The organism is Serpens gallinarum (assembly GCF_014836765.1).
Lineage (GTDB): Bacteria > Pseudomonadota > Gammaproteobacteria > Pseudomonadales > Pseudomonadaceae > Serpens > Serpens gallinarum.
In genome coordinates this window covers 285,601-303,723 of the sequence record NZ_JACSQG010000003.1, presented here as the reverse complement: position 1 = coordinate 303,723, position 18,123 = coordinate 285,601, and the positions used below count along the sequence as shown (strand labels likewise).

The following is an 18,123-nucleotide window of genomic DNA, read 5'->3' as shown; positions in this document are numbered from 1 at the left end:
TATGCGCGGGGTTTTGTTGGGTGCACCTGATTGGTGCGTAGCGTTCCCTGTGTTTGCTGTTTGGGTGCGTGTAAGTGGGCTGGTCCGGTAGTTGCTATGTCCTTTTGTGATTGCTATCGCAGTAAGGAATCTGCATGACCCATTCTCGTAATTCACAGGCACACCTGAGTCCGGCCGAGCGCGGCTGGCTACCCTGGACCGGAAAGACCGGCAAGTTGGCAATGAGCTGGTCATGTTGGTTGAATCGGGGTATTCAGCCTCAGTTGGAGCAGACGTTTGAAGGCATTGCCCAGGTGCGGGTCAAGCGTCTTCAGCAATGGACGCAAGGTTACTGGGAGCAGTTGACCGAGCTGGCTGAGAACCTCGCGGTATGTTTTCCGGCGATCGACCGCGCCACGCTGGTGAGTAAGCTGAATCATGTGCCCGACTGCGCTGAATTGTTCGTGGTGGACAGCGAGGGCAGTGTGCTAGCGTCCACGTGGGAGGAGCATGTTGGTCAGTCTGTGCGTCACACCAAAGCGTTAGCCCAGGGGCTACGCCAGCCCTTTTTGCACGGCCCGTACTGTGATCCGTTGACCGAGCGAATCGGGCCGACCACGTCGTCGTTTCACGATGCTGTGACCGTGATGTTCTATCAGCCGATCCGAGTCGCCGGACGCGTGCTTGGCTGCCTCTGCGCGCGGGTGCCGAACGATGTGCTGGGCGATTTGATCCAGCGCGAGGCCGGGCATGTGTTCCCCGAATCTGGCGATAATTATCTGTTCATGGTGGAGTCTGTCTTCGCACCGGAAATCACTGCCGGTACGGCCTTGTCGCGTTCGCGCTTCGAAGACGGCACCTTCAGTCACGGTGAGAACCTCAAGGCAGGTGTGCATACCGCCTGGGGCCTGGTGCGAGTGCGTCGACACACCGAACTGGAGCTGCGCTTTACCGACCCGGCTACGGGTCAGTTGCATCCCGGCGTGCGGGATACCATCGCTCACGGAAGCAATCTGTTCGTGACTTATCCGGGGTATGCGGACTACCGCCATGTGCCGGTCATCGGTAAGGGCCTGAGTTTCCAATTGCCGGGTTCGCCGGACCGCTGGGGCATGATGTGCGAGGCCGACCTGGAGGAGGTGTATCGCAGGCGCTCGTTGAGCACGGGGTTGATGAAGGTTTACCTGGTCACGGCACTCGTGTTGTTTGTCATCCGCAGCGCTCTGCACCATTACAGCGGCTTGTCTTTGCTGGCATTGGATGCGCTCGATGCCGGCCTGGTCGTACTGGGTGCGGGCGCTTTCGCCCTGTTTGGACCGAGTCGGCTGGAAGCCCGAATGCAGGAGATGACCGAGCTGATCCGGACCCTGGCTGAAGGCGAGGGCAATTTGAAGCAGCGCCTGGATACCGCGCGTCTAGGCAACGATGAGACCGGCGATATGGGGCGTTGGATCAACAGTTTCCTCGATAGTCTGGATGGAGTTGTTGGTCAGGTGATTCAGGTCACTACCCGCGTGCGCCAGGATAACGATGTGATGCTCGCACGCAGCAGCGAGGCGGGGCACACCACACGCGACGTTGCCGAAACGGTGCATGAGCTGCTGTTGCTGGTGGAGGAGCAGCTGGGTCAGATCCAGCAGGCGTCAATGACGGCTGAAGAAATGCAACAGGCCATGGATGAAGTGATGGTAGGCGCCCGCGAGCGCCTTGAGAGAGTGCGCCAGGGTACTCAGTCGATCCGCGGCGTGGTCGAGCATTCGGCGCAGAGTGTGCGGTTGCTCGATAGTCGTATGGCGGAAATCGACAAGTTCGTAGGGATCATCGGTGATATCACCGCGCAAACAAATTTGCTCGCCCTCAACGCAGCGATTGAGGCAGCGCGGGCAGGCGAGCATGGTCGCGGTTTCGCCGTGGTGGCGGGAGAGGTGCGTACCTTGGCGCAGCGAACGGCCCAGGCTGCGGAAGAAATCGGCCGCATGGTCGGCAGCTTGCAGGCTGAAACCCGACGGGCCGTGGCCTTTATGGATGAGGGCATACAGAACGTCGACAACAGCCTGGCGCTGAACGAAACAGCCTCCACCGAGACCGCCCAGCTACAAGTTGCTGTTGAGCGCATCTTCGAAATCATCCATCAGCTCAAGGAGCGCAGCCTGCACTACGGGCAGACCATCAGGGGTGTGGAACAGGCTTCGGCAGACATGGGGTCGACCCTCGGTGTCTTGAATGACAGCGCCGAGCGAGTGCGGCAAACCACTCGCAAACTGCAACAGTTGGTGGGCCAATTCCGAGTGAGCGGCCACTCTCGCTTTGGGTAAGCGTCTTGCGCCGTAACGAAGAATTCCAAAGAAAATTATTGGGCGGGTAGAATCACGCCCCTGTTTTGACACTCGATGAGATCCGTAGCCATGAAGTGCCGCGCGGGTTGTGGTGCCTGCTGTATTGCTCCCTCCATCAGTTCGCCCATTCCGGGCATGCCCAATGGCAAAGCCGCTGGCCAGCGATGCCTGCACCTGACCGAGGAGAATCTATGTGGAATATTCGATCAGCCCGGACGGCCGTCCGTGTGTGCCGCGTTTCAGGCGGACAGAGCGGTTTGTGGTGACAGTCGGGAAGAGGCCATCCAGCTGTTGGGCTGGCTGGAACAAGCAACTGCATGACGTAGGCGTAGCGTAAGTCCGATTATGCTGGGTGATGAACTCAAGAAGAAGGAAAAACAACATGGGAAACGTTCATTCCTTATCTCTGTGCATAGGGCTGGCCTTGCTGGTTGCGGGAGTGGTGCAGGCAGAAGATTGGCAACTGGCGAAGGATGAAGGGGGCATACAAGTGTATCTGGCGCCTGTCGAGGGCTCGAAGTACAAGGCTTATCGTGGTGTGGTGACCATCAACGCCGATATGGCCAAGGTCAAGGCGCTGCAAGATGATGTGGCAGGCTCATGCTCATGGATCCATGAGTGCAAGAAGCAGGAATTGATCAAGCAGGAGGGTGGGAAAAGCTGGACTCACAGTTATTTCAATACGCCTTGGCCGGTAACACCGCGGGATTCGATTATCGAAGTCAGTACCGAAACGACCCCTGACGGTGGGCTGGTTCGCCATCTCTTGGGCGTTCCCTCTTATCTGCCAGAAGAGAAGGGTTATGTGCGTGTTGCCAAGGTCGATGGGCTGTGGAAACTCGAGCCAAAGGGTGACGATGCGGTGCAAGTGACCTACCAGTTGCATACCGAGCCAGGCGGCAGTGTTCCGTCCTGGCTGGCCAACAGCTTTGTCGTTGATGCGCCATTCAACACACTGAAAGGATTGCGCGACCTGGCTGAAAAGCCCTGAGGTCAACGTGCGTTGGCTGGGGCGGCGCACGTGATGAACCTCCGCCCATAAAAAAGGCTGCCGAAGCAGCCTTTTTTATGGGTGCGTGTTACGTGCGCTCGTTTAGCGGAGCGAAATCACGCGGTGTTGCACCTGTGTACAGTTGACGCGGACGGCCGATCTTCTGGCCGCTTTCGATCATTTCCTTCCAGTGCGAGATCCAGCCAACGGTACGCGACATGGCGAAGATCACGGTGAACATGCTGGTCGGGATGCCGATAGCCTTGAGGATGATGCCCGAGTAGAAGTCAACGTTCGGATACAGGTTGCGCTCGGCGAAGTAGGGATCCTTGAGGGCGATTTCTTCCAACTTCATCGCCAGTTCAAGCTGCGGGTCGTTGATGCCCAGCTCGCCCAGTACTTCGTCACAGGTCTGCTTCATGACCTTTGCGCGCGGGTCGAAGTTCTTATACACGCGGTGGCCAAAGCCCATCAGCTTGAACGGATCATTCTTGTCCTTGGCTTTGGCCAGGAACTTATCGATGTTCTCGACGGTGCCGATCTCGTCCAGCATGGTCAGCACGGCTTCGTTGGCGCCACCGTGTGCCGGGCCCCACAGCGCGGCGATACCAGCGGCGATACAGGCAAACGGGTTGGCGCCAGTGGAGCCTGCCAGACGAACGGTGGAAGTCGATGCGTTTTGTTCATGGTCCGCATGCAGGATGAAAATGCGATCCATGGCCTTTGCCAACACCGGGCTGATTGGCTTGATCTCGGCCGGGGTGTTGAACATCATGTGCAGGAAGTTTTCCGCGTAGTTCAGATCATTGCGCGGGTACATGATGGGCTGACCCATCGAGTACTTGTAGGTCATGGCGGCAATGGTCGGCATCTTGGCAATCAGGCGATGCGCGGAGATCTCACGGTGCTGCGGGTTATTGATGTCCAGCGAGTCGTGATAGAAGGCAGAGAGCGCACCAACAATGCCGCACATGACAGCCATCGGGTGTGCGTCACGACGGAAGCCATTGAGAAAGGACTTCAGCTGTTCATGAACGATGGTGTGGTTCTTGATGGTGTTGACGAATTTGGCCTTCTGCTCGGCGTTCGGCAGTTCGCCGTTGAGCAGCAGGTAGGAGGTTTCCAGATAGTCGGATTGCTCGGCGAGCTGTTCGATCGGATAACCGCGGTGCAGCAGGATGCCCTGGTCGCCATCAATATAAGTGATTTTCGACTCACAAGAGGCGGTCGACATAAAACCTGGGTCAAAGGTGAAACGACCCGTGGAGGTCAGGCTACGGACGTCAATTACATCAGGGCCTACGGTGCCAGTAAGAACGGGCAGTTCTACGGGGGCAGCGCCCTCGATGATCAACTGCGCTTTTTTGTCAGCCATGAATGGCCTCCTAGTTTTGCTTGGAATCATCAGACGGCCCCCCATCAGGGCCGGCATCACTATAGAGCGATAAGCTTGAAAGTCAATTTGCGCAACCCCATATGAATGAAGGAATTTTTCTCCTTATCCATTGGGTGGGGGTGCTTTTTACGCGAATTGCAAATGGATGGCTATTCGCCCTTGGTGGAGGAGGGCTGCGTTGTTATTAGTGGGCTAACTGTCTATACTCTGCGACCGGCCGCCAGGGGCTTTGCGCCTGTGTTTCTGGTGGTTGTCACTCCCAGTGGGTTGGTACCTGACCAGTGCACTTCCCGACAACTATGCCCTGTTTTTTAGGGCTCTCAGTGTGAAAAGAAGCCGTGAATAGCCAACGACCTGTAAACCTAGACCTTAGGACAATAAAACTCCCTGTCACTGCTTACACGTCCATTCTTCACCGTATCTCTGGAGTCATCCTTTTCCTTGGCCTTGCCGTGATGCTGTTTGCACTCGACAAGTCCCTGGCTTCCGAGGAAGGCTTCGCAGAGGTGAAGGCGTGTCTGACCAGTCCGCTGGCCAAGTTCGTGACCTGGGGTCTGCTGTCCGCTCTGCTGTATCACTTGGTGGCCGGTACGCGCCATCTGTTCATGGATGCCGGTGTCGGTGAGACGCTGGAAGGTGGCAAGGCGGGTTCCAAAATCGTCATTGCCCTGTCCGTTGTGTTGATTGTCCTGGCTGGGGTGTGGGTATGGTAACCAACGTCACAAATTTTTCGCGTTCGGGCCTCTATGACTGGATGGCTCAGCGTGTTTCTGCTGTTGTTTTGGCGGCATACTTTGTATTTTTGATTGGTTTTCTGCTGGTCAATCCGAACCTGGGCTATGCCGAATGGCACGCTCTGTTCTCCCACAATGCAATGCGCATCTTCAGTTTGCTGGCCATGTTGGCGATTGTCGTGCATGCCTGGGTTGGCATGTGGACCATCTCGACTGACTACCTGACCCCGATGGCGTTTGGTCGTTGGGCGACTGTGTTGCGTTTTTTCTTCCAGGCAGCATGCGGCGTGCTTCAGTTCGTGCTGTTCGTCTGGGGTGTGCAGATTCTGTGGGGTATCTGATTCATGTCTAGCATTCGCACTCTTTCTTATGACGCCATCATCGTTGGTGGCGGCGGCGCCGGCATGCGTGCCGCGCTCCAGCTGGCGCAAGGTGGTCACAAGACCGCTGTCGTGACCAAAGTGTTCCCGACTCGTTCGCACACCGTTTCCGCCCAGGGTGGCATTACCTGTGCCATCGCTTCGGCCGACCCGAACGACGATTGGCGCTGGCACATGTACGATACCGTCAAAGGCTCCGACTACATCGGTGACCAGGACGCTATCGAATACATGTGTTCCGTAGGCCCGGAAGCCGTGTTCGAGCTCGAGCACATGGGGCTGCCATTCTCCCGTACCGAGCAGGGCCGCATCTATCAGCGTCCGTTCGGTGGCCAGTCCAAGGATTTCGGTAAGGGTGGCCAGGCCGCCCGTACCTGCGCTGCGGCCGACCGTACCGGTCACGCCCTGCTGCACACGCTTTATCAGGCCAACCTGAAGGCCGGCACCTCGTTTCTCAACGAGTGGTACGCGGTCGATCTGGTCAAGAACCAGGATGGTGCCATCGTCGGTGTGATCGCGATCTGCATCGAAACCGGCGAAACCGTCTATATCCGCTCCAAGGCCGTGGTTCTCGCCACTGGCGGTGCCGGTCGCATTTATGCCTCCACCACCAACGCCCTGATCAACACCGGTGACGGTGTGGGCATGGCGCTGCGTGCTGGCGTGCCGGTGCAGGACATTGAAATGTGGCAGTTCCACCCGACCGGTATTGCCGGTGCTGGCGTGCTGGTGACCGAAGGTTGCCGCGGCGAGGGTGGTTACCTGATCAACAAGCATGGCGAACGCTTCATGGAGCGTTACGCTCCGAACGCCAAGGACCTGGCTGGCCGCGATGTCGTGGCACGATCCATGGTCAAGGAAATCCTGGCTGGCAACGGTTGCGGTCCGGATGGCGATCACGTGATGCTCAAGCTTGATCACCTCGGCGAAGAAGTGCTGCACAGCCGTCTGCCAGGCATCTGCGAGCTGTCCAAGACCTTCGCCCATGTCGACCCGGTTGTCGCTCCGGTTCCGGTTGTGCCGACTTGTCACTACATGATGGGTGGTGTCGCCACCAATATCCATGGTCAGGCAATCACCCAGGATGCCAATGGCAACGACAAGATTGTCGAAGGCCTGTTCGCCGTAGGCGAAGTGGCGTGCGTTTCCGTGCACGGTGCCAACCGTCTGGGTGGCAACTCGCTGCTTGACCTGGTGGTGTTCGGTCGTGCGGCCGGCATTCACCTGGAAAAGGCTCTGAAAGAAGGCGTCGACGCGCGTGGCGCCAGCTCGAGCGATATCGATGCTTCCCTCGCTCGCCTGGCGGGTGTCAACGAGCGCAGCACCGGTGAAGACGTGGCTCCGCTGCGTAAAGAACTGCAGAACTGCATGCAGAACTACTTCGGTGTATTCCGTACCGGCGAATACATGAAGAAGGGCATCGCTCAGTTGTCTGACCTGCGCGAGCGTATCGCCAACGTCAAGATCAATGACAAGAGCCAGGCCTTCAACACCGCGCGCATCGAAGCGCTCGAGCTGCAGAACCTGCTGGAAGTGGCCGAAGCGACTGCAATCGCAGCCGATACCCGGACCGAGTCTCGTGGCGCTCACGCTCGTGAAGACTTTGAAGAGCGCGACGACCAGAACTGGCTGTGCCACTCCCTGTACTTCCCGGGTGAGAAGCGCGTTGCCAAGCGTGCCGTCAACTTCGCGCCGAAGACCGTCCCGGCATTCGAGCCGAAAGTACGTACTTATTAAGGGTGATGGATATGTCGCTGCCCAAGACTTTGCAAGTTAGCGTTTATCGCTACAACCCAGAACGTGATTCGTCTCCGTTCATGCAGGAATTCAATGTCGAGATCGACGGCAAGGACATCATGGTCCTTGACGTGCTGGCGCTGATCAAGGAACAGGACGAAGGGTTCTCCTACCGTCGTTCCTGCCGTGAAGGCGTTTGCGGCTCCGATGGCATGAACATGAGCGGCAAGAACGGCCTGGCCTGTATCACTCCGCTGTCTGCCGTGGTGAAGGGCAACAAGCTGGTGATTCGCCCGCTGCCCGGTCTGCCGGTCATTCGTGACTTGGTCGTCGATATGAGCATCTTCTACAAGCAATACGAGAAGGTGCAGCCGTATCTGCAGAACGATACCCCGGCTCCGGCCATCGAGCGCCTGCAGACCCCTGCGGAGCGCGAGAAGCTGGACGGACTGTACGAGTGCATTCTGTGCGCGTGCTGCTCCACTAGCTGCCCGTCGTTCTGGTGGAACCCGGATAAATTCCTGGGTCCGGCTGCTTTGCTTCAAGCTTACCGTTTCCTGGCCGATAGCCGGGATACCAAGACTGAAGAGCGTCTGGCTGCAATGGATGACCCGTTCAGTGTCTTCCGTTGCCGCGGCATCATGAATTGCGTGAGTGTGTGCCCAAAGGGTCTGAATCCGACCAAGGCCATCGGTCACATTCGCAACATGTTGCTGCAGAGCGGTACCTGATACAAAAAGCGCGCTGTACCCGTTACACCTACGCTGTCGGCTTATCCCGGCAGCGTAGTTTTAAGCGGGGTTGAAGCTCACAAAGCCTTGACCCCTTTGAAAGTACTGAATTATCAGGGGCATCCGGGCAAGAACCCGGCTATCGCGGGTCCCGTGGGGCTTACTTGAAGCCGCTTCAGAGCTCAGGCACGCCGTACTGCGGTCTCACGCCGATGGAGTCCCCTTACCGAGGGTGACCAAGCATGCAAGAAAGCGTAATGCAGCGCATGTGGAACAGTGCCCACCTTTCTGGTGGTAACGCTGCCTATGTGGAAGAGCTTTATGAGCTCTACCTGCACGACCCCAATGCTGTGCCTGAAGAGTGGCGCACGTATTTCCAAAAACTGCCGACCGATGGCAGTCCCGCCACCGATGTAGCGCATTCCACCGTGCGTGATCATTTCGTTCTGCTTGCCAAGAATCAGCGTCGCGCGCAGCCGGTATCGGCCGCGAGTGTCAGCAGCGAGCACGAAAAGAAGCAGGTTGAAGTCCTGCGCCTGATCCAAGCCTATCGCACACGCGGCCATCAGGCCTCGAAGCTGGATCCGCTCGGGCTGTGGGAACGTGCCGTGCCTGCCGATCTATCGGTCAGCCGTTACGCGTTGACGGATGCTGACCTGGATACCACATTCCGTACCGGTGAATTGTTCATTGGCAAGGAAAAGGCAACTCTGCGGGAAATTCACCAGGCCCTGCAAGAGACGTATTGCCGCACCATTGGTGCCGAATTCAACCACATCGTTGATTCCGAGCAGCGCAACTGGTTTGCCCAGCGTCTGGAAAGCGTACGTGGTCGTCCGACCTTCTCTGCTGACGTTCAGGGCCACCTGCTCGAGCGTCTGACTGCAGCTGAAGGCCTGGAGAAATACCTGGGCACCAAGTACCCAGGTACCAAGCGTTTTGGTCTGGAAGGCGGTGAAAGCCTGATCCCAATGATGGATGAGATCATCCAGCGTTCGGGTTCTTATGGTCTCAAGGAAATCGTCATTGGCATGGCCCACCGTGGCCGCCTGAACGTGCTGGTCAATACCTTCGGTAAAAACCCGCGCGACCTGTTCGACGAATTCGAGGGCAAAAAGGTCGAAGGCCTGAGCTCCGGCGACGTCAAGTATCACCAGGGGTTTTCCTCCAACGTGATGACTCCCGGTGGCGAAGTTCACCTGGCGATGTCGTTCAACCCTTCCCACCTGGAGATCGTTTCTCCCGTGGTCGAGGGCTCTGTGCGCGCCCGTCAGGATCGTCGTAACGACCCGATCGGCGACAAGGTGCTGCCGGTTTCCATCCACGGTGACGCGGCGTTCGCCGGTCAGGGCGTGGTTATGGAAACCTTCCAGATGTCGCAGATTCGCGGCTTCAAGACCGGTGGCACGATCCATATCGTGATCAACAACCAGGTCGGCTTCACTACCAGCAACCCGGCGGATGCTCGTTCCACCGAGTATGCAACCGACGTGGCGAAGATGATCGAGGCGCCGATCCTGCACGTGAACGGCGATGATCCGGAAGCTGTGCTGTTCGTGACTCAGTTGGCCATCGACTATCGCATGCAGTTCAAGCGCGATGTGGTCATTGACCTGGTTTGCTACCGTCGCCGCGGTCACAACGAGGCCGATGAGCCGAGCGGCACCCAGCCGCTGATGTACCAGAAGATCGCCAAACAGCGGACCACTCGTGAGCAGTATGCCGATGCCCTGGCGCAGGCCGGTGTACTGAGTGCCGAGCGTATCCAGGCAAAGATTGACGAGTACCGCACCGCGTTGGACAACGGTCAGCATGTGGCCAAGAGTCTGGTGCTGGAGCCGAACGAAGAGCTCTTCGTTGATTGGAGCCGTTATCTGGGACATGCCTGGACTGCTCGCCACGACACTCGCGTGCCGCTGGACAAGCTGCGTGAGATCGCCACTGGCCTGACCCGTATCCCGGAAGGCTTTGTGATGCAGCGCCAGGTTGGCAAGGTCTACGAAGATCGTCAGAAGATGACCGCCGGTGCGATGCCGATCAACTGGGGTTATGCCGAGACTCTGGCCTACGCCACCTTGCTGCATGATGGCCATCCGATCCGTATGACCGGCCAGGATATCGGCCGCGGTACCTTCTCGCACCGCCACGCGGCGCTGCATAATCAGAAGGACGCCGGGACTTATATCCCGCTGAAAAACCTGTTTGAAGGTCAGCCGCGTTTCGACTTGTACGATTCCTTCCTTTCCGAGGAAGCCGTGCTTGCGTTCGAATACGGTTACGCCACTACCACGCCCAACGCGCTGGTGATCTGGGAAGCTCAGTTCGGCGACTTCGCCAACGGTGCACAGGTAGTGTTCGATCAATTCATTTCCAGTGGCGAACACAAGTGGGGCCGTCTGTGCGGTCTGACCGTGTTGCTGCCGCACGGTTTTGAAGGGCAGGGCCCGGAGCACTCCTCCGCGCGTCTGGAGCGCTTCCTGCAGTTGTGCGCCGAGCAGAACATGCAGGTCTGTGTGCCGACTACCCCTGCGCAGATCTACCACTTGATGCGTCGTCAGGTCATTCGTCCGCTGCGCAAGCCGCTGATCGTGCTGACGCCCAAGTCGCTGCTGCGCCACCCGCTGGCAATCTCGACGCTGGAAGATCTGGCTGAAGGTTCGTTCCAGACCGTAATCCCGGAAATCGACGCTCTCGATCCGTCCAAGGTCGAGCGTCTGATCCTGTGTTCCGGCAAGGTGTACTACGACCTGCTGGCCAAGCGTCGTAACGAAGGTCGCGAAGATGTCGCCATTGTTCGCATCGAGCAGCTGTATCCGTTCCCCGAAGAGGATCTGGCCGAAGCCATCTCGGCCTACAAGAACCTCAAGCGCGTCATCTGGTGTCAGGAAGAGCCGATGAACCAAGGGGCCTGGTATTGCAGCCAGCACCACATGCGTCGTGTCGCAAGTGCTCACCAGAAGGGCCTGTTCCTTGAATATGCCGGCCGTGAAGCCTCTGCCGCACCTGCCTGTGGTTACGCATCGATGCACGCTGAACAGCAAGAAAAATTGCTTCAAGACGCCTTCGCGGGTTAAGCCCTCGTCCAGAAGAAAACGAATAGATAGGAATTTTGCAAATGGCTATTGAAATCAAAGCCCCGTCTTTCCCGGAATCGGTCGCCGATGGCACCGTTGCCACGTGGCATAAAAAGCCGGGCGAAGCCGTCAAGCGCGACGAGCTGATCGTTGACATCGAGACCGATAAGGTTGTGATGGAAGTGCTGGCCGAAGCCGACGGTGTAATTGGCGAAATCGTCAAGGGCGAGGGTGAAACCGTGCTGTCCGGCGAACTGCTGGGCACCCTGAACGCCGGTGCTGTTGCCGCAGCTCCGGCCGCTCCTGCTGCCGCCGCTGCGGCTGCTCCGGCAGCAGCGCCTGCTGCCGCTGGCGGTGAGCAGATCCTGTCGCCCGCTGCGCGCAAGATCGCTGACGAAGCCAACATCGACCGCAACAGCATTGCCGGCACTGGCAAGGGCGGTCGTGTCACCAAGGAAGACGCCGTTGCCGCTGCTGCTCAGCCGGCTGCCCCAGCAGCTGCCAAGCCGGCTGCTCCGGCCGGCGACGCGCCGATATTTGCCGCAGGCGACCGCGTCGAGAAGCGTGTGCCGATGACCCGTCTGCGCGCCAAGGTAGCTCAGCGTCTGGTCGAAGCACAGTCCACCATGGCCATGTTGACCACGTACAACGAAGTCAACATGAAACCGATTATGGACCTGCGCAAGAAATACAAGGACCTGTTCGAGAAGAAGCACAACGGCGTACGCCTTGGCTTCATGTCCTTCTTCGTCAAGGCCGCTGTTGAGGCGCTGAAGCGTCAGCCGGGCGTCAACGCCTCCATCGACGGTAACGACATCGTTTATCACGGCTACCAGGACGTCGGCGTTGCCGTATCCAGCGACCGTGGCCTGGTGGTACCGGTGCTGCGTAACGCCGAGTTCATGAGTCTGGCCGAGATCGAAGGCGGCATCGCTGCCTATGGCAAGAAAGCCAAAGAAGGCAAGCTGACCATTGAAGAGATGACCGGTGGTACCTTTACGATCTCCAACGGTGGTGTCTTTGGTTCGCTGCTGTCCAGCCCGATTGTCAACCCGCCGCAGTCGGCTATTCTCGGCATGCACAAGATCCAGGAGCGCCCGATGGCCGTTGATGGCCAGGTCGTGATTCTGCCAATGATGTACCTGGCCCTGTCCTACGATCACCGTCTGCTTGATGGCAAAGAAGCCGTGACCTTCCTGGTGACCATCAAGGAACTGCTGGAAGACCCGGCACGCCTGCTGTTGGACATCTAATCGAAGACCGCACAAGGCAGAACCCGGCAAGACCGGGCTCTGCTGCTTCTGCCTGAAACATTCAAAGAGGAAACGTCATGAGTCAGAAATTCGACGTCGTTGTAATCGGTGCGGGCCCTGGCGGCTATGTGGCTGCGATTCGGGCTGCTCAACTGGGTCTGAAGACTGCTTTGGTCGAAAAGTACCAGGGCAAGGAAGGCAAGACCGCCTTGGGTGGCACCTGCTTGAACGTAGGTTGCATTCCTTCCAAGGCGCTGCTGGACAGCTCCTACAAGTTCCATGAAGCCCGCGAAGGCTTCAAGGTTCACGGCATTACCACCGGCGACGTCAACATGGACGTACCGGCGATGGTCGGCCGCAAGGACGTAATCGTCAAAAACCTCACCGGCGGTGTTGCGGCGCTGATCAAGAGCAATGGCGTGACCCTGTTCGAAGGTCACGGAAAGTTGTTGGCGGGCAAGCAGGTTGAAGTCACCAAGCTCGACGGCAGTGTTGAAGTCCTGGCAGCCGAGAACGTGATCCTGGCCTCTGGCTCGAAGCCAGTAGACATCCCGCCGGCCCCGGTCGATCAGGACATCATCGTTGACTCCACCGGTGCCCTGGATTTCCAGAGCGCTCCGGCCAAGCTGGGCGTGATCGGTGCGGGTGTGATCGGTCTGGAATTGGGTTCGGTATGGGCCCGACTGGGCTCGGAAGTGACTGTGATCGAAGCCATGGACAAGTTCCTGCCGGCTGCCGATGATCAGGTTGCCAAGGAAGCCCTGAAGATTCTCACCAAGCAGGGTCTGAACATCCGCCTGGGTGCCCGTGTCACTGGCTCGGAAATCAAGGGCAAGCAGGTCACTGTGAAGTTCACTGACGCCGCCGGCGAACAGGAACTGACCTTCGACAAGCTGATCGTCGCTGTTGGCCGTCGCCCAGTGACCGCCAATCTGCTGGCCGCCGACAGTGGCGTGACGATGGATGAGCGCGGCTTCGTGTTCGTCGACGACTTCTGCGCGACCAGCGTACCGGGCGTTTATGCCATCGGTGACGTGGTGCGCGGCGCGATGCTGGCCCACAAGGCCTCGGAAGAGGGCGTGATGGTTGCCGAGCGCATCGCTGGTCACAAGACCCAGATGAACTACGACCTGATCCCGGGCGTTATCTACACCCATCCGGAAATCGCCTGGGTCGGCAAGACCGAGCAGCAGTTGAAGGCCGAAGGCGTTGACGTCAACGTCGGTGTCGCTCCGTTCGCAGCCAGCGGCCGTGCAATGGCCGCCAACGAAACCGCCGGTTTCGTCAAGGTCATTGCCGATGCCAAGACCGATCGCGTTCTGGGCGTGCATGTCATTGGCCCAAGCGCTGCAGAGCTGGTTCAGCAAGGCGCCATTGCGATGGAATTCGGCACCAGCGCCGAAGACCTCGGCATGATGGTCTTCTCGCACCCGACCCTCTCCGAGTCGCTGCATGAGGCGGCTCTGGCTGTAAACGGTCATGCCATTCACGTGGCTAACCGCAAGAAGCGCTAAGCGTAAAAGGTAGTCGCAGAACTTCATTCTGCGATCTGAAAAATCCCCATAGGTGCAAGCTTATGGGGATTTTTTTTATTTACTTGATTTCAGTGGTTGGTCTTTCTATGCGGGACTCAGTAAAGTCTCTGGGTTTAGCGCGATAAACCGCTCTAGATTGACTATGTTTTCCCGATCAGCACGTCGGGAAGGGTGCCCTGAAGATAGCGCGGCATCCCTTGCGCAATACCAACAATTCTCAAAAAGATGGTAGGTAAGCATGAATCTTCACGAGTATCAGGGTAAGCAGCTTTTCGCTGAATACGGCCTGCCGGTGTCCAGGCATTTTGCCGTGGATACCCCGGAACAGGCTGCCGAGGCTTGCGACAAGATTGGCGGTAGCGTCTGGGTGGTAAAGGCCCAGGTGCACGCTGGCGGACGAGGCAAGGCCGGCGGAGTGAAGCTGGTGAAAAGCCGGGAAGAAGCCCGGGATTTCGCTGCCCACTGGCTGGGCAAGCGCCTGGTGACCTACCAGACTGACGCCAACGGCCAGCCGGTGAGCAAGATTCTCGTCGAGTCCTGCACCGATATCGGTCAGGAGCTCTACCTCGGCGCAGTGGTTGATCGTTCCACACGGCGCATCGTTTTCATGGCCTCCACCGAAGGTGGCGTGGAAATCGAAAAAGTTGCCCACGATACTCCTGAGAAGATTCTCAAGGCGACCATCGATCCGCTGGTCGGCGCATTGCCGTTCCAGGGGCGCGACCTGGCGTTCCAGCTCGGCCTGAAAGGCGACCAGATCAAACAGTTCACCAATATCTTCCTGGGCCTGGCCAGGCTGTTCCAGGACTACGACCTGGCGCTGCTGGAGGTTAATCCGCTGGTGATCAAGGCCGACGGGAACCTGCACTGCCTGGACGCCAAGATCGGCATCGACGGTAATGCGCTGTACCGCCAACCCAAGCTGCGCGGCATGCATGACCCGTCCCAGGACGATCCTCGCGAAGCTCACGCGAGCAAGTTCGAACTCAACTATGTAGCGCTGGATGGCAACATTGGCTGCATGGTCAACGGTGCCGGCCTGGCCATGGGCACCATGGACATCGTCAATCTGCATGGCGGCAAGCCGGCCAACTTCCTGGATGTGGGCGGTGGCGCGACCAAGGAGCGCGTCAGCGAAGCCTTCAAGATCATTCTTTCCGATAGCAATGTGAAGGCCGTGCTGGTGAACATCTTCGGCGGCATCGTGCGTTGCGACATGATTGCCGAGGGCATCATCGGCGCGGTGAAAGAAGTCGACGTCAAGGTGCCGGTGGTGGTTCGTCTGGAGGGCAACAATGCCGAGCTGGGCGCCAAGGCACTGGCTGAGAGCGGCCTGAACATCATTCCTGCATCCAGTCTGACCGATGCCGCCGTGCAGGTCGTCAATGCCGCGGAGGGCAATCAATGAGCGTCCTGATCAATAAAGACACCAAGGTCATCTGCCAGGGTTTTACCGGCTCACAGGGTACGTTCCACAGTGAGCAGGCTATCGAGTACGGGACCCAAATGGTCGGCGGTGTGACCCCGGGCAAGGGCGGTACCACGCACCTCGGCCTGCCGGTGTTCAACTCGGTCAAGGAAGCGGTAGAGGCCACCGGCGCCGATGCCAGCGTGATCTATGTGCCGGCTCCGTTCTGCAAGGATTCGATCCTGGAGGCCGCGTTCGGCGGCATCAAGTTGATTGTCTGTATCACCGAAGGCATACCGACCCTGGATATGCTCGAGGTCAAGATCAAGTGCGACGAGTTGGGCGTGCGGCTGATCGGCCCGAACTGCCCGGGCGTGATCACCCCAGGCGAGTGCAAGATCGGTATTCAGCCTGGTCATATCCACCTGCCCGGCAAAGTGGGCATCGTCTCGCGGTCTGGCACGCTGACCTATGAGGCGGTGAAGCAGACCACCGATGCAGGCTTCGGCCAATCCACCTGTGTGGGTATCGGCGGTGATCCGATTCCGGGTTCCAGCTTCATCGATATCCTCAAACTGTTCCAAGAAGACCCGCAAACCGAAGCCATTGTCATGATCGGTGAAATCGGCGGCAGCGCCGAGGAAGAAGCCGCAGCTTATATCAAGGCCAATGTGACCAAGCCGGTGGTGTCCTACATTGCGGGGGTTACCGCACCGGCCGGCAAGCGCATGGGGCATGCTGGGGCGATCATTTCCGGCGGCAAGGGTACGGCAGACGAGAAATTCGCGGCGCTACAGGACGCGGGGGTGACTACCGTGCGTTCGCTGGCCGATATCGGCAAGGCATTGGCCGAGTTGACGGGCTGGCCGATTAAACAGCCCTGAGTCGGTTAGCTGAGTAGAAGGAGGCCACCCTGGGGGTGGCCTCCTTCTTTTCTGACCAAATACGCAGGACGCGCTGGATGGACTCCGGCACAATGCCTCGTCACAGGTCTGTTTCGAGCTTGATCATTGCTCAAGTTCTCGGAGCCTGTCGTACTCCACGCTTCAAGCGTCAACTTGATCCGTATCAGTGCACTTGCGCGCGTCGAGCCGCTAGGCTCTGCGACTTGGCCTGCTGCCTTCACAAGAGGCGGCCTGCTACCCGTTCCGTTCATCACGCGGAACCTGAGTTTCCCCCATCCTTCGGGAAGCCCCACGGAATCCTTATTTTTTTTTCTGGAAGTGGTACTTCTCTTCATGACTCGTTTTAAAGGTTCTGACCTGCTTGCCCTTGGCTTCATGACCTTCGCGCTGTTTCTAGGCGCCGGCAATATCATTTTTCCGGCCAGCGCCGGTATGGCCTCGGGAGAACACGTCTGGAAAGCGGCATTGGGCTTTTTGCTCACAGGCGTTGGCCTGCCGTTGCTGACGGTGGTGGCCTTGGCGCGAGTCGGTGGCGGCATGCCGGCTCTTACGGCACCGTTGGGTAAGTGGGCGGGCACGTTGCTGGCAGTGGCTGTCTACTTAGCCATCGGTCCGCTGTTTGCAACGCCCCGTACTGCGGTTGCTTCATTCGAGATTGGTGTCTTGCCCTTTACAGGCGGCGGAGCGGTGGCGCTGTTTATCTACACGTGTATGTTTTTCGGCGTCGTGCTGTTCCTGTCCCTCAAGCCCGGCCAACTGCTGAACCGGGTTGGCAAAGTCATTACGCCGGTCTTGCTGGTGGCTCTGGTCTTGCTAGGCGCCGCGGCGCTGTTTGCTCCGGCCGGCCCGGTCGGCGCTACGGTCCAGGCCTATCAGGCCCAGCCGTTGATGAAAGGCTTTGTCGAGGGCTACCTGACCATGGATGCTCTCGGTGCCCTGGTGTTTGGTGTGGTGATCGCCACCGCGATTCGCGATCGGGGCGTGACGATGCCCAATCTGGTGACCCGATATTCGATCATTGCCGTGCTCATCGCCGGCACCGGCCTGGCGCTGGTCTATCTGTCGCTGTTCTATCTCGGTGCCACCAGCCAGGGCATCGCCGGCGAAGCCAGTAATGGTGGACAAATCCTTACCGCCTATGTCCACCACACCTTTGGTAGCCCGGGTTTGTTGCTGTTGGCCACCGTTATCATTCTGGCCTGCCTGACCACGGGCGTCGGGCTGATCACCGCCTGTGGCGAGTTCTTCAGTGAGCTGTTGCACGTGTCCTACGCCAAGGTGGTGTGGGTGTTCGTCCTGTTCAGTCTGCTGGTATCCAACCAGGGGTTGAATGAGTTGATCCGAGTATCGGTGCCTGTGCTGGTTGGCCTTTACCCTCTGGCGATTGTCCTGGTCGTCCTGGCGTTGGCAGATCGACTGTGGCGCTCAGCAGCGCGCGTGTTTCGCCCGGTGATGGCCGTCACCTTGCTGTTTGGCGTGGTCGATGGTCTGAGCGCAGCCGGCTTCGCTGCGCTGATACCCGCATTCTTCTCGCAGCTGCCTTGGGCCTCGCTGGGCATGGGCTGGGTACTGCCGGTGCTGGTCACCCTGGTGCTGGCCGTGGTGGGAGATCGGCTGCTTTCCGAGCGAGTAAGCAACCCCATCTGATCCCTCGCAGTCTTGGA

14 protein-coding genes are annotated in these 18,123 nt (G+C 58.6%); 13 read left to right on the top strand and 1 reads right to left on the bottom strand.

Features of this window, described 5'->3' with window-relative positions:
• Positions 1-134 precede the first annotated feature (134 nt).
• From H9642_RS08875 to H9642_RS08865, 3 genes are all read left to right on the top strand, one after another.
• Entirely contained in the window at positions 135-2,294 is a 2,160-nt protein-coding gene (locus H9642_RS08875) for a methyl-accepting chemotaxis protein (RefSeq protein WP_251836073.1), read from the top strand.
• 90 nt (positions 2,295-2,384) lie between these two features.
• Complete coding sequence (locus H9642_RS08870; RefSeq protein WP_251836072.1) at positions 2,385-2,636, top strand: YkgJ family cysteine cluster protein; 252 nt, start codon at positions 2,385-2,387, stop codon at positions 2,634-2,636.
• A 61-nt stretch (positions 2,637-2,697) separates the two neighbouring features.
• Complete coding sequence (locus H9642_RS08865; protein ID WP_251836071.1) at positions 2,698-3,306, top strand: START domain-containing protein; 609 nt, start codon at positions 2,698-2,700, stop codon at positions 3,304-3,306.
• Positions 3,307-3,394: 88 nt separating this feature from the next.
• On the opposite strand, the gene gltA is transcribed toward H9642_RS08865, so the two are convergent.
• Positions 3,395-4,681, bottom strand: a complete 1,287-nt coding sequence (gene gltA, locus H9642_RS08860) for a citrate synthase (protein ID WP_251836070.1) — start codon at positions 4,679-4,681, stop codon at positions 3,395-3,397.
• Between the two features lie 359 nt (positions 4,682-5,040).
• Here gltA and sdhC point away from each other — a divergent pair, with 359 nt between their 5' ends.
• From sdhC to brnQ, 10 genes are all read left to right on the top strand, one after another.
• Complete coding sequence (gene sdhC / locus H9642_RS08855) at positions 5,041-5,415, top strand: succinate dehydrogenase, cytochrome b556 subunit (RefSeq protein ID WP_251836069.1); 375 nt, start codon at positions 5,041-5,043, stop codon at positions 5,413-5,415.
• Complete coding sequence (sdhD, locus tag H9642_RS08850; protein ID WP_251836068.1) at positions 5,409-5,777, top strand: succinate dehydrogenase, hydrophobic membrane anchor protein; 369 nt, start codon at positions 5,409-5,411, stop codon at positions 5,775-5,777. The genes sdhC and sdhD overlap by 7 nt, the downstream gene beginning before the upstream one ends.
• A gap of 3 nt (positions 5,778-5,780) precedes the next feature.
• On the top strand, positions 5,781-7,553 hold the full coding sequence (gene sdhA, locus H9642_RS08845; RefSeq protein ID WP_251836067.1) for a succinate dehydrogenase flavoprotein subunit: 1,773 nt from the start codon (positions 5,781-5,783) through the stop codon (positions 7,551-7,553).
• 11 nt (positions 7,554-7,564) lie between these two features.
• Positions 7,565-8,284 carry a succinate dehydrogenase iron-sulfur subunit gene (locus tag H9642_RS08840; RefSeq protein ID WP_251836066.1) on the top strand — a complete coding sequence of 240 codons (720 nt, stop codon included), beginning with the start codon at positions 7,565-7,567 and terminating at the stop codon, positions 8,282-8,284.
• Positions 8,285-8,526: 242 nt separating this feature from the next.
• The gene (locus H9642_RS08835; protein WP_251836065.1) at positions 8,527-11,358 is read left to right on the top strand and encodes a 2-oxoglutarate dehydrogenase E1 component; all 2,832 of its coding nucleotides are present in this window, start codon (positions 8,527-8,529) and stop codon (positions 11,356-11,358) included.
• 41 nt (positions 11,359-11,399) lie between these two features.
• On the top strand, positions 11,400-12,611 hold the full coding sequence (odhB, locus tag H9642_RS08830; protein WP_251836064.1) for a 2-oxoglutarate dehydrogenase complex dihydrolipoyllysine-residue succinyltransferase: 1,212 nt from the start codon (positions 11,400-11,402) through the stop codon (positions 12,609-12,611).
• A gap of 77 nt (positions 12,612-12,688) precedes the next feature.
• Positions 12,689-14,125 (top strand): dihydrolipoyl dehydrogenase, encoded by a 1,437-nt coding sequence (lpdA, locus tag H9642_RS08825; RefSeq protein WP_251836063.1) that lies wholly within the window; start codon positions 12,689-12,691, stop codon positions 14,123-14,125.
• Between the two features lie 259 nt (positions 14,126-14,384).
• On the top strand, positions 14,385-15,554 hold the full coding sequence (gene sucC, locus H9642_RS08820; protein WP_251836062.1) for an ADP-forming succinate--CoA ligase subunit beta: 1,170 nt from the start codon (positions 14,385-14,387) through the stop codon (positions 15,552-15,554).
• A complete protein-coding gene (gene sucD, locus H9642_RS08815; protein ID WP_251836061.1) occupies positions 15,551-16,438 on the top strand; it encodes a succinate--CoA ligase subunit alpha in 888 nt (295 codons plus the stop codon). Before sucC ends, sucD begins: the two co-directional genes overlap by 4 nt.
• Positions 16,439-16,792: 354 nt before the next feature.
• On the top strand, positions 16,793-18,106 hold the full coding sequence (brnQ, locus tag H9642_RS08810; RefSeq protein ID WP_251836060.1) for a branched-chain amino acid transport system II carrier protein: 1,314 nt from the start codon (positions 16,793-16,795) through the stop codon (positions 18,104-18,106).
• Positions 18,107-18,123 lie beyond the last annotated feature (17 nt).